This is a genomic window from Roseomonas aerilata DSM 19363, from assembly GCF_000711725.1.
GTDB classification, from domain to species: domain Bacteria; phylum Pseudomonadota; class Alphaproteobacteria; order Acetobacterales; family Acetobacteraceae; genus Roseomonas; species Roseomonas aerilata.
Genome location: NZ_JONP01000019.1, coordinates 23244 through 35438, shown reverse-complemented (window position 1 = coordinate 35438; position 12195 = coordinate 23244). Strand labels below are relative to the sequence as shown.

Sequence of the window (12195 nt, the reverse complement as noted above, 5' to 3'; positions counted from 1 at the left end):
AGTTGGCTGCGGCCCATCGGCTGTAGCCTGGGATCATCCAGGCCGAGCACGGCTCGTCCTCGTGCCGTCCTAACGCGCTACGGGACCACGGAGGATCCCTTCCTGAACCCGACCATTCACCAGGCCAGCGTATTCCTTGGGGATAGGACAGCGGGCTAGCACACCCTGGATATAGCTAAAGGTCCGTGCTTCACGAGCCTCGGCCGGGACGCGGTCAACACGGGGAAAGCGGGTTTCTGCCAGCCGTGCGCGGTCGTGCTCCAGACTTTCAATGCGTCCATCAGGAGAGATGCGGGCCCTAACCGCAAACCGGTTGTCGATGTCTCGAGGCGCCTGACCACGCCAACAAGCGCTGAGGTGTTCCTCGAGGGTCCACTCGTCACCCAAGGGCATTTCAGTCCACCGCCCCGCTCTGAGGTCGTAGCGCCGGGTGGGAACACCGATACGGGCGACGACTACCCGTTGCAGCTTGAGCTCCGTGCCCTCCCATGCGAGCTGCCCCCTCGCCTGCCCCCCAGTGGGGCAGCAGTGTCCCTCTCCTGGACGCAGGATCTGAGCGGAAAAGCTGCGCGTCTCGGGCGAGAAGGTCACCTGGGCGGCCACGCGGGCGATCGAGCCGCTGTCGATGGAGCGGAGCTGCTGCCTGAGCCCTTCATTGAGATGCCCTTCCGGCCTGGCTGCCCACTCAAGCCCCTGGCGGTAGACCACAAAGTCGAGGGGAACAGGCCAACTCCCTGTACCCGTGATCGGGACGACGATACGCCCCTCGGTCTCAACGGGTACTCCCACATTCCCGAATTCAACGCTGCGGGTCAGAACGGGTGGGCCTCGGTTACCCTCGAAGAACACCATGGCAGAGACCCTGGTGCCGGTAGAGACGGGGCCTGACCATCCCCGGCAGATCCGCCAATGCAGAGGACCAACCTGCCCACTCGTCGCCGTCTTGATGTGGCGCTGTGGGGCTATCCCCTCGTCGTCATTCTCCCGTGAGGGCGGAAGAACTGCACTCCGGTCCGAGCACTGGGCCAGCGCTTCCTCCACCGAGCGCCAAGCGGTCATCGGGAGTTCGGGCTCTCTCGGAGGCGGCGCCCGGTTGGCTTCGTACTGGGTGCACAGTGACCCACCGGGAACGACAGTGCCGTCTGGTCTCACCCCTGCCTGCCCCCGCTGAGGACGCCCGCTGTAAGGGTTAGGCGTCGCGAACGAGAAACAGTGGGCCCCCGAGATAGCGTTGAACTCGTAGCCGAGCAGGGTCACCCGGTCCCGGAAGAGCCGGAGGTCCTCCAGAAGGGTGGAGAATGCATCCTCGGCATCGGGGGTCAGGACTACAGGCTGGGATGGCTTGGAGGCGGGTTGCGCTAAGGCTGCCGACGCAGTGAGGATCCCCAATACGGTCGCCAGTGCAAGAGCAGTTCGCCGCATTCTTGTCTCCCCGGACCGCTGAACACGCAGAGTGACATGCTCAACCTCCCTGCCAAAGCAGGAGGCTTTCTATAGGAGGTCAGACCCGAGATGGTGGCTCAGTACTTTCGGCAGTGGTTACCCTGAGGCTGCTTGAGCAGCGCCAGCTTAACTTTGTGGCATCAGAACTGAAATCCTGCTCACATCCCGTCGTCGTGCCGGGGAGATGCCTATGTCCGATCAAGCCGACTTGAAGCACGCCGGTAGCACCACAACACGGCGCAATGTTCTCTCGAGCAGCAGGATCCTGGCCGCACTCGGTCTGTCGGCAGGGTGTGTCCCCACTCCCAGCCCCGTCGTTGCTCCGCCTACTGAGCCAACGACACCCCTGGCTGCGATCGATGTCCATTGCCATGTCTTCAATGCGCGGGATTTGCCAATCACTGGCTTCATCCAACACATCTATGTTCCGGAGGCCATCGAGCACGCTCCGGTCCTTGGCCCAGCGTCCAACGCCCTAACGCTGCTTCTCGGCCATATGCTCAGGCTGCCCGCACTCACGCCCTCAGCCGAACTCGCGCGGCTCAGGGGCTCCCGCGGCGCGCGAACATTCTCGACCCAGCCTGATCGAGGTTCGCCGAGCGACACCCGTACAGACGACCAAGTTCTACGCGACGCGCTACAGTTCGCTCTACCACGATACCTAGATGATCGGCCGGGATCGGCCGTTCGGCGGGAGCTGTTCTCCCTGGGTGTGACGCGGCCGGAGCTCAGGTCCGCTTCGGAGCCGACTGAGGAAGAGCGCCAGCTATTACTCGACATCCTCACAGGGCGCCCTTCCCTTCGCACATTCGATAACAGTCCGACGCGGCGGCGCTTCAGCATCCGTCAACTCGTGGAGGACATCATGAGGGGGCCCGAGGAAGTAGTCGGCGTGCTACGCCTTGGTGGCTTCTTGGGTCTCTCCCGTTCCGAACTCGTAAAGCGGCTGGTCCAGCTCCCAGATGATGGCAGCGGCCGCGAGGTCCGCCTCTTCACACCCGCGGTCATCGACTTCACGATGTGGCTGACAGAGGGGCCCCTTGACCAGCTCAACGTCAGCTCGCTTCCCGATCAGGTCGACGTCATGGGCGAGATCGCGGCTACGCCCGGCCAAGCTTATGGCATCCATCCCTTTGTACCATTCTGCCCCTGGCGGCAGGTCAGGGACGAGGCCAATGCGTCCTCCCGCTCCAGGGGCATGACGCCCTTGGACGTCGTCAAGTATGCCGTCCAGGAGCAGGGCTTTGTAGGCGTAAAGCTCTACCCAGTGTTGGGCTTCTACCCCTCCGGGAATGCTGCCCGGTGGAAGAACGAGCCGTTTCCCGCCAGCCTCCGCGGCCTTGATGCTGATGGAACGAAGCTCGATCGGGCTCTTGCCGAGCTTTACGATTGGTGTCTCGCCGAGGACGTGGCGATCATGGCTCATACCTCGGAAAGCCAGAACCCAACCCCGGAAGCGGGACGGAGGGGTTCGCCCGCTTTCTGGAAGGAGATGCTCGACCACGACAACGGGCGCTGGCAGTCAATTCGCCTCAACCTCGGTCACCTCGGCGGCGTCTGGCATCTTGGAAAGTCCGGACCACCGACATCCTGGCCAAGCCATGCAGTTGGCCTCCTGTCGCGAGGGTATCCGAATGTCTACGCCGATCTGGCAGACTACGATGCCATTGCCCACCGAACCCAACGGGACACGGATCAGGACGCCCAGATCATGCCGATCGTGAGAGATCTCCTGGCCCGGCAAACCAACGCTGGAGCCGTGGACAGGCTCATGTACGGCACCGACTGGGTCATGCTTTCCCGCAGTCTGGCCGCAAAGGACTTCTATAGGGCAATGAGAGACAAGCTGCCCGAACAGCTCAACATGACATCGATGCAGCGCCGCGGCTTCCTCGGTGGGCACGCGGCACGGTTCCTTGGCATCGCTGTCGCGGATGGTCAAAAACCAAAGACCCGGCTGAGGCTTGAGGAATTCTACCGCAAGCGCGACTTGGATCCCTCACGGCTCGCGCTCTGGGATAGTCCACCGCCTACTGCCTGAGGATTCAGGGATGTCGGGATGCCCGGTTCAAGCATTTCGATGGGCCAGAGCAGCATCAGTTGCGGGGACTGCGAACAATCAGCCTACTAGGCCACCCTATGCTGCGGCGGAGCAGGACAGTGGACATACTGGCATCGACGAGCGGCTACGAGGCCTACCTCAAAGCCGAGCTCGGCCCCGAGGTGGTCGCAAAGGACTTGACCAAGAAACGGGCCGAGATGCGGAGAGGACCGTTCCCCTTTCTCCGAGCCACCTACTGGCGCTGGGCTGAGATCGTTCTGGAGATCTCGCCGGAGCTGGCCGACGCGCCCAGCCTGCTTGCGGTTGGAGACATACACCTCGAGAACTTTGGAACTTGGCGCGATGCGGACGGGCGGCTCGTCTGGGGCGTGAACGACTTCGACGAGGCGGCCGAGATGCCCTATGCCCTGGACCTCCTCCGCTTGGCCACAAGCGGCCTTCTGGCAGCTTCCCCTGCTGGTCAGGACGCCGCCCAGATCGAGGAGGCCCTCCTGAGCGGCTACACTGCCGGTCTGGATAACCCTGGGCCCGCGGTGCTGGACCGGGACCTAGCTTGGTTGCGGCAACTCGTCGTGGTTGCTGAAGGGCACCGCCAGGAGTTCTGGGACAAGCTGAAAAAGAAGCGGAAGCGGTTTGAAGCACTCCCTGCCGATGAGCGTCCCACCCTCTGGCCACGCTACGCGGCAGCCCTCCGCGCAGCTCTTCCGGCGGGCTCGGACGAACCCCGAATGTGGGCCCAATGTGCAGGGCTGGGCAGTCTTGGGCGCCCGCGCTGGGTGGCAGAAGCAAAATGGCAAGGCGACTGGGTAATACGGGAAGCCAAGGGCATCGTCCCATCAGGCTGGACCCGCGCACATACGGACAGGGGCCGCGCCATCCGTTGCATGGAGATCGCAACCGGTCGGTTCCGGGCCCCCGACCCGTGGCACGACGTGACCGACGGCGTGGCTATACGCAGGCTCTCCCCCAACAACCGCAAGATTGAGACCGAGAAGCCCCTCCTGCCCGAGAACGAGGACGGCACGGAAGGAAGGCTTGGGCAGGATGTTCTGCTCAGTACAGATATGCTTGGGGCCATGGCGCGAGACCTCGCATCAGTCCACCTCGGCTGCGGCGGTGAGGCGGATCGGCTTCAGCGTGACCTCGCGCGACGGAGCAAGGGCTGGCTAGCGGACGCCGCGCGGCGTGCTGCTCGAGCAGTGGCGACGGAGCAGAAGCTGTTCGCTGACCGTTCTCAGTAGGAACTAGGGAGATTGTGCGACCGTTTCGCCTCTTCTCCCCCTGGTGCCTCGGTATGTTCTTTCCGCGGGTGCTCGGCACGCCGGACGGCCTCACGTGGCATTACCCCCAATTATTCTCACGGCCATAAACTATGGTCGGGAAAATAAAAGGCGATAAAGCTGACCGCTTGCTGCGCTTCGCGCCGCCGAGGTCGTCGGTCCTACGGTGCCCACCGCGTCAAGTTCGGTCTGGTTTTTCGATCAGCAAATTCGCTGTGCCAACTGATAACCTGAGATCTCACTTGGCAAGGCGCAAGAGCGCTCGCTGGGTGCTCGCCAGTGTCATGAGCTTGACCATAGTGGCGATGACCAGCGTCTGACGCTCGCAAGCAGGGCGCCCACTGTTCCAGGCGGAAGTGCGTTCCCTGGTATGATCCTCAACGATGAACTGGAGGCGGCCAAGTGCAGAAAGCGATAGGCGTGGCGATCGCAGGGGCCTTTGGTTTGAGCTTGGCCGCCATTGCCCTCTTCGGGGAAAGAACACCAGCGGCGCCACCGGAGTGGACGGTGGTAGGTGGTATTGAGGGGGCCGCCGACGTCAAGTTCGTCCGCCTGGCCGAGGGACTGGAGCGCACCCGGGCCGTCTACGATCGGGCCTCAGAGCAACTCTGCGGCCAGCCCAACTCGCCCAGGATCTGCTTTCTCTACTTCTACGCCGCCCAGGACCCAACCCCGCCCACCATGCCGCGCCGCCAGTGGTTCTCCAGGGACGGTGCCGGTCGCTACCCCTACCTCGCCATGTACACCCGCAACCGAAACTCCAATCATGCCGAGTTGGGCGGCTGGGATTGCGAGCGCGCGGGCGTGGAGGGCGCACCCCGATCAGCCCTGTGCGGTCCCGGGGTTAAGGAAACCTACGACGCGGTCCTCAAGATCGCCTCCAGGACGAGCACGGCATCCGCGTGCAGCTGGCCGCGCACCGATGACGTCGCCCAATTCGAGATCTACTTGGCCAAGGTCAGTGACGCGGGCTGGAGAGACTACTACCGCGATGCGTTCAACACGATGAACTCCGGACGCGGGCCCGATAACCTACAGGACTGCCCGCGCCTGCGCGAGCGCATCGAGGCGGCCGCAAGGAACGCACGGGATTACCTCGGCATGCCGCAGCCAGGCGTGGTGCGTCAGAACGTCGCACCACGGGGAGGAGGACCGACGCGGAGGTAGGAAGCGTTCTAGAAGAGCTACCGCCATCATTTCGGCGAAGGCGGCAACGGACGGGTCACGGCTCCGGCTACAAGAAGCAGTTCAAGACTGCGGGTCAGGAGCTTCTTCCGTTCCACCGAAAAATTTTCGGAAGGCAAGGTGCAGCTTCCGTGCCCAATTGAACCGCTCCACTCCATTAAAGGAGACTCGCTTGCGGCAGGCTTCCACAACTGGAAGACGGTGTTCTGGAGAGCAATCAGTTCGAAGCCGACGAGGGTCAAAACTGAGGTGTGAGCCTTCGCTCATGAAACTACGCCGCCATGTTAGTTGGCATGGACCTGCGCCCGCCAACCGGCCTCGAACGCCCTTTTCCATTCCGCGACGTGGTGCGGCAGTTCCACGCGGTGCTCTGGCAGGGCCTTCCGGCCGCGCACCGGCGTCGGCTGCTGCTCGTCGCCGCCCTGGTCGCATTGGGGGCGGGCGTGCAGGGCTTGGCACCCCTCGCGCTGACGACGGCGGTAGATCGGCTGACGACGGGGCACCTTGAGGCAGGCCTGTTGGCGGTCATTGCTTATTCTGCCATGGCTGGGCTGTCGCGCGCTCTTCGGCAGGGCGTGTCGCTCGCGCACGGGGAGGTTGCCCGCGGGCTGGAGCGCGACCTCTACCGCCGCGCCTACGCCCACGCCCTCGCCCTGCCCCACGCCGTGCACCTCGGCCGCAAAGCGGGGGAGCTGGCGCGCACCGTCACCGACGGAGTGCGCGGCTGGAGACGTATGATGGACGCCGCCGTCTTTACCGCCATGCCATTCGTGGTCGAGATCAGCACCGTTGCCACCGTGCTGCTTGCCGCCGCTGTCCCGGCCACGCTGGTCGGCGTGCTGCTCGCCTTCGCCGTCGCCTATGGCCTCGTCTTCCACCGCGGTCTCCAGCGCCAGCGCGAGAGCTTCCGTACCGCCGCCCGTGCCGACGCGGAGGCCCAGGGCGTGGCCGCCGATGCGCTGGCGAGCCAGGAGACGGTGAAGCTCTTCGCCCGCGAGGCGCTGGTGGAGGGCCGCATCGGCGAGGCCTTCGCCCGTGGGGGGGCGGCCTGGGACATCTATAACCGGGCAGCCACCCGCAACGGCCTGACCCTGTCGGTGCTCTTCACCCTCGCACTGGGCGCGACCCTGTTGCTGGCGGCGCGCGAGGTGGCGGCGGGGCGCATGACTCCGGGGGGCTTCGTTCTGGTGAATGCCTACGTCCTTCAGGTGGTCGGACCCGTCGAGCGGCTGGGCAACATGGCCCGGGAGATCGTGCAGGGCCTGGACCTCACCGCTAGGCTGCGGGACCTGATGGCCGAGCCGGACGAGACAACCTTCTCCCCCGGAGCGCGCACCTTGTCTGGCGAAGGCCCCGTCGCCGTGCAGGTGGAGGGCCTGCGCTTCGGTTACGACCCGCGCCGCCCCGTGCTGCACGGCATCGATCTCGCTATCCCGGCCGGTCACAAGCTGGCCGTGGTCGGGCGCTCGGGCTCGGGCAAATCCACCCTGGCGCGGCTGCTCTGCGGCCTCTATCGCCCGGACGGGGGCACGATCCGGCTGGACGGCGTGCCGGTAGCGGATCTCTCCCTCTCGGCCCTCCGTGAGGCCGTGGCTGTGGTGCCGCAGGACACGATCCTGTTCCATGACACGCTGCGCGCAAATCTCCTCTTCGCCCGGCCGGAGGCGGATGAGGCGGCAATGCTGGAGGCCGCGCGTACCGCTGAGCTAGACACGGTAGCCGAGGCCCTGCCCGATGGCTGGGATACGGTGGTGGGCGAGCGCGGCCTGCGGCTCTCAGGGGGCGAGAAGCAGCGGGTGGCCATCGCCCGAGCTGTGCTCAAGCGCCCTCGCCTGCTGCTGCTAGACGAGGCGACGGCCTCGCTCGACACGCGGACGGAGCGCGCCATCCAGTCCGGGCTGGAGGCGGCGGCGCGCGGCGTCACCACCCTGGTCATCGCCCACCGCCTCTCCACCATTCGTGACGCCGACGAGATCGCGGTCATGGAAGACGGACGCATCGTGGAGCGCGGCCGACATGCCGTGCTGCTCGCCCAAGGCGGATACTACGCCGCGCTGTGGCATGCCCAGGAGGTGGAAACGCCGTCAGATCCCGAGGAAGGTAGGCAGGCTGTCGCCCTCCCGGTCACGCCGGGAAAGGGAAAATCGGGAGAAATGGTTGCGATGGGAACCTGATCTCGCAACGAGCAACGGTGCGTCGACACGTTAGGTGCCCCGCCGAGCGGGTGAGGCTGAAGCCTGAAGTAGCCGCTCACCTGGATCTATTTCGTTGCAAATTCGGCTTGTTCCAAGCAAAGTAGGCACGGATCATCAAACGACGCTGGGTACAAGTCTCGGTATGAGAGAGTCTGGATGGGCGACGCGAGTGCGTCAACGAGGTCAGGTCGCTGCCGCTGTAACCTTCCTCGTCCTCGCTTGGGCGCTGCCTGCCCCTGCTCAGGACGTGCCGCAGTTCGCCGTCGCGTCCTGGTACGGAGTGGCCTTCCCATCCTCGGGCAACGCGCCCGCAGGCTGCTCGGCCCTCAGCGAGTTCTCGACCGGCGATCGGGTGGAGATCCTGCTGAACACAGGGATGATGCTGGGTCTCCACATCTCTAAGGGACCTCGCTTGCCGGAGTGGGTGCCCAGCAACCAGACGGGAGGCGTCAGGGCTTGGGTCGATGACGAGCCGGAGTTCGCCTTTGCCGGACGGGTTACGCCGACAGGCCTCTTCCTCGATGTAGGCTCGGTGCTGAACCGCTCGGGTGCCAGCACCTTCCGGCGGCTGGGAGAGGGTCGGGCCCTGAACGTTGTGGTGGACGGGACGCTGCAGCGCTACGCCCTCCGCGGAACCTACGGCGCGCTCGCGGAACTCATCGGTTGTGCGCAGAAGGTCCGCGCGGGCGAGGTGACCTTCCCCGCTCGGGCTACTCCGCCGCTGGCCGCAGCACCGCCGCCTCAGTCAGCCCAGGCCGCCCAACGGCCCCCCAGCCCTGCGCCAGCGGCTTCCGACGAGAGCAGGGTAACCGGCTCCGGAAGCGGTGTCGTCGTCTCGGATGCAGGGCACATTCTGACCGCCGACCACGTCATCGAGAGCTGCCGCAGCCTGAAGGTAATCCAGATCGGTGCGTCAGCTGTGGCAGCCGACGTGGTCGGCCGGGATTCGAGGAACGATCTCGCCCTCCTCAGAGTGGCCACCCCACTGCCGAATGTGGCGAGCCTCCGGTTGGAAGCCCTTCGGAACGGGGAGGCAGTCGTTGCCTTCGGCTACCCCCTCGGTGGGCTGCTGGCATCCACCGGCAACGTCACTTTCGGTAACGTCAGTGCACTGGTTGGGCTGCGGGACGACAGCCGCATGCTCCAGATCAGCGCCCCGGTGCAGCCCGGAAATTCGGGCGGGCCGCTACTCGACATGGGGGGACGCCTAGTCGGGGTGGTGCAGAGCAAACTCAATGCGGTGAACGTCGCCGTTGCCTCGGGCGACATCCCGCAGAACGTGAACTTCGCGATGAAGGGATCTGTCGCTCTCGGCTTTCTCCAGGCCCACAACGTGGAGCCGGTGATGGAGCGGCGCGGCCCCGACCTGTCCCAGGCCGACGTTACGGCCCAGGCGCAGAAGGTGACCGTCCGCGTGCTCTGCCTGGGCGCGGCATCGTGAGGCGCGCTGCCGTCGTCCTGGCCGCAGGTTTCGGTCTGCTTTTGGCCAGCGGTGCGGGTGCGCAGCCGCAACGCGCCCAAGGCCGACCGGCCGCGTGCGACCTCACCGCAGCCCCCGAGGCTTGCGGCTCCTGTCCTGCCCTTGCCGCAGCCCTGCCGTCCGTTCCGGCGGATCGCCTGTCAATCGGCCCCTTCGTCGACGGGGTGCTCTGGACGCCCCTGTACGTTGCCCAGCGCCTGAACTGCTTGGACCTCGGTCTCACGCTGCTCCGCCGGGGTGCCGATCCTAACGTCGGCGGACGGGATGGTGCGCTGGTCGTCGAGGTCGCCCGGTCCGGCGCCGCCGATGCAGCGGGCCAGACCCGGGTCATCCGGCGCTCCCGGGCCATGGACTGGCTCCATCGGCTGGGTCGCTACGCGCTCGATGTTGACCGCCGCCTGCCGAACGGGTCGACGAACCGCGCGGCCTGGTCGACCGCCGCAGTCGTGGATGCCGACGCCCGGGACATGTGGCTCTTCGCGACGAGCCTTTCGGCGTCCCAGCCGGTGATCCCGGAAGGCATCCAGCCAGGGAGCGCGGACATCCCGGCCTCGGACACCGGGACGACTCGTCCGTCCGAAACCGCCATCGCCCGTGGCGTCGAACTCTTCGACATCATCTACCGCGAGACAGGTATGGTCGGCTTGACTACGCGCCTGCAGGAGTGCTGGGCCGAGCGGCGTCCACCCCACCTCACTCGCGCCCAGGTGCGCTGGTCCTTTGAAGCGTGCGGTGCACTGGATCTCGCGGCATCCGGTATGCACGATGCCTTTCTTCGGAAGATGCCAGGTGCCGAACCCCTAGATTTCTTCCGTGCATATAACCAGGAGCAACGCCTCCAAGCCTTTCGACAGTTCGCCTCGGAAGGCCTGATCCCTTCGGTGCATCGGCGGACGATGACGCGCAGCGTCGGCACCTGGATGGAAATTATTGCCTTCGCTGAGCGTCCGCGGGCCGCTCCGCCTACGCTGCCGGGTGCCCGTGCCCTGATGACAGGAGGCCAAAGTTCTCCGGCCACACTGATCGAGCCGCTCGTCCAACCAAGCTATCCCGATGTATCCCGCCGATCCGGCGAGGTTGGAGAGGTGGGCCTAGCCTTGAGGGTCGCAGAGGATGGCCGCGTCATCGTGGTTGACGTAGATCGGTCGTCGGGTTTTGGAAGGCTGGACGATGCTGCCAGGCTGGCGGCATTCCGGTGGCGGTTTCAACCGGCAAAGCGCGACGGTGTCAGCGTGTCCGCCTATCCCAGGGCGATCGCCAGCTATTCGATCACGCCCGTAGGGGTGCCGCGCGCGACGATGCGCATCGTCGGTGGGTAGGAGCGCTGCGGCACAGCCATGAAATTGGGAGCCGTCGCCGACGGGCTGACCTGAGCCGGGGTGTTCGTCATGATCGAGCTTGCCGTTGCCGTCGTCTCCATTCCAAGTTTTCTGAGTGTCCAGGACATGAGCCAGGAGGCTGCCTTCCTACAATGGCGCGGGCAAATCCCGCACGGGTTTCAGTGTTGATCGGAAAGACTTCACACCCTGCTCGCGCATTGCAGCACCTGCAGCGAGCCGATGGCCTGGGGCAAGCCTCTCACCAACAGCGGAACCAATCTCGTGAATGGCTGCACGGCCTGCGGCAGGCTCATCTACGGAATGGGGCACGGCTGCCCTTTCGCGACCGGTAGTATCCCAGCTCCGAGGAGCTGTCTTGCATCGGCGGACGGCTAACGCCTGTACCGCTCGCGGATTCTGAAACATCTGTTTGAAGCCTACGTGGCGAGTGCCTTGGTCGAAAGGCGATCTACCGGATGGCGCCCGTTGCTCTTGCGCAAGAAGAAGCGGGGAGAGGCCTTCACAGCCTACGTCAGAGACATCACCGTCTCTAGTATGGCGACCTACACAGGATCTGCGCACAAGCTCCGATGGAGGCGCCGCACCTGCTTGAGCCCACGGACGTCGAGATGGACACTGGCTAGGCATCTGTCCATTTCGGCCTGGAGTAGGGTGTCGTAGCCCTCGCCCCTTCCATCTTATCGCCCTGTGGAGCCCTCATGACTGTCTGGCGTGGCCTAGTGAGGTTGTGGATCGTGGCTTCCGTTTTGTGGGTTGGCTTCATCGCCCTGGTGTTAGGTAGTCAGGTGACCAACCCCTACATCCAGGCGCACTACTACTCCCTGCGGTCTTGGCCTCCGGGGGCGGTGCGGCTAGCTGACTGGCCAGGGCGTGCCGTCGTGGACACCACAACGGAAATCGAGTTCAGCAACAAGGTCTATGTCTACGCCGCCCGTGAGATCTCGAGGGCAGATCTGGATGCCTGGGCAGTCGCCTTCGAACGCGATCGGGCCGCCCCTCGTGCAGCTGAGATCTCAGCCGCACGTTGGAAAGCCTTGAACTTTGCATTGATGATTTCCTGTCTCCCGCCGCTTGCTGTAGCTGCCCTGGGATACGCGTTGAGGTGGGTGGCCCTTGGGTTCGGATGGAACCCAAAGGGCTGAGGGATGGCGAGAGCCTGCTGTTATCAGGGAGGGACACCCTTGCCAGCCAGTGGGACGAACACCGTGCG

At 65.0% G+C, this 12195-nt stretch carries 7 protein-coding genes; all 7 read left to right on the top strand.

All coding sequences use genetic code 11. The annotated features are described in order from the left end of the window. Nucleotides 1-2296 precede the first annotated feature (2296 nt). The 7 genes from BO39_RS33675 to BO39_RS32750 all read left to right on the top strand — a co-directional run bounded on the left by BO39_RS33675 (nt 2297) and on the right by BO39_RS32750 (nt 12127). Nucleotides 2297-3484, top strand: a complete 1188-nt coding sequence (locus BO39_RS33675; protein ID WP_169742791.1) for an amidohydrolase family protein — start codon at nt 2297-2299, stop codon at nt 3482-3484. Nucleotides 3485-3543: 59 nt separating this feature from the next. Beyond that, nucleotides 3544-4746: a DUF2252 family protein gene (locus BO39_RS19585; RefSeq protein WP_211257490.1), complete on the top strand. Its 1203-nt coding sequence runs from the start codon at nt 3544-3546 to the stop codon at nt 4744-4746. 441 nt (nt 4747-5187) lie between these two features. Further along, nucleotides 5188-5952 (top strand): hypothetical protein, encoded by a 765-nt coding sequence (locus BO39_RS19580; RefSeq protein WP_156963779.1) that lies wholly within the window; start codon nt 5188-5190, stop codon nt 5950-5952. Nucleotides 5953-6263: 311 nt separating this feature from the next. After that, nucleotides 6264-8144: an ATP-binding cassette domain-containing protein gene (locus BO39_RS19575; protein WP_052402330.1), complete on the top strand. Its 1881-nt coding sequence runs from the start codon at nt 6264-6266 to the stop codon at nt 8142-8144. Nucleotides 8145-8334: 190 nt separating this feature from the next. Then, nucleotides 8335-9606: a S1C family serine protease gene (locus BO39_RS30215; protein WP_169742790.1), complete on the top strand. Its 1272-nt coding sequence runs from the start codon at nt 8335-8337 to the stop codon at nt 9604-9606. Next, nucleotides 9603-10964, top strand: coding sequence for an energy transducer TonB (locus BO39_RS34495; protein ID WP_156963778.1), 1362 nt, complete (start codon nt 9603-9605; stop codon nt 10962-10964). The genes BO39_RS30215 and BO39_RS34495 overlap by 4 nt, the downstream gene beginning before the upstream one ends. A 719-nt stretch (nt 10965-11683) precedes the next feature. Then, nucleotides 11684-12127 (top strand): hypothetical protein, encoded by a 444-nt coding sequence (locus tag BO39_RS32750; protein ID WP_156963777.1) that lies wholly within the window; start codon nt 11684-11686, stop codon nt 12125-12127. Nucleotides 12128-12195 lie beyond the last annotated feature (68 nt).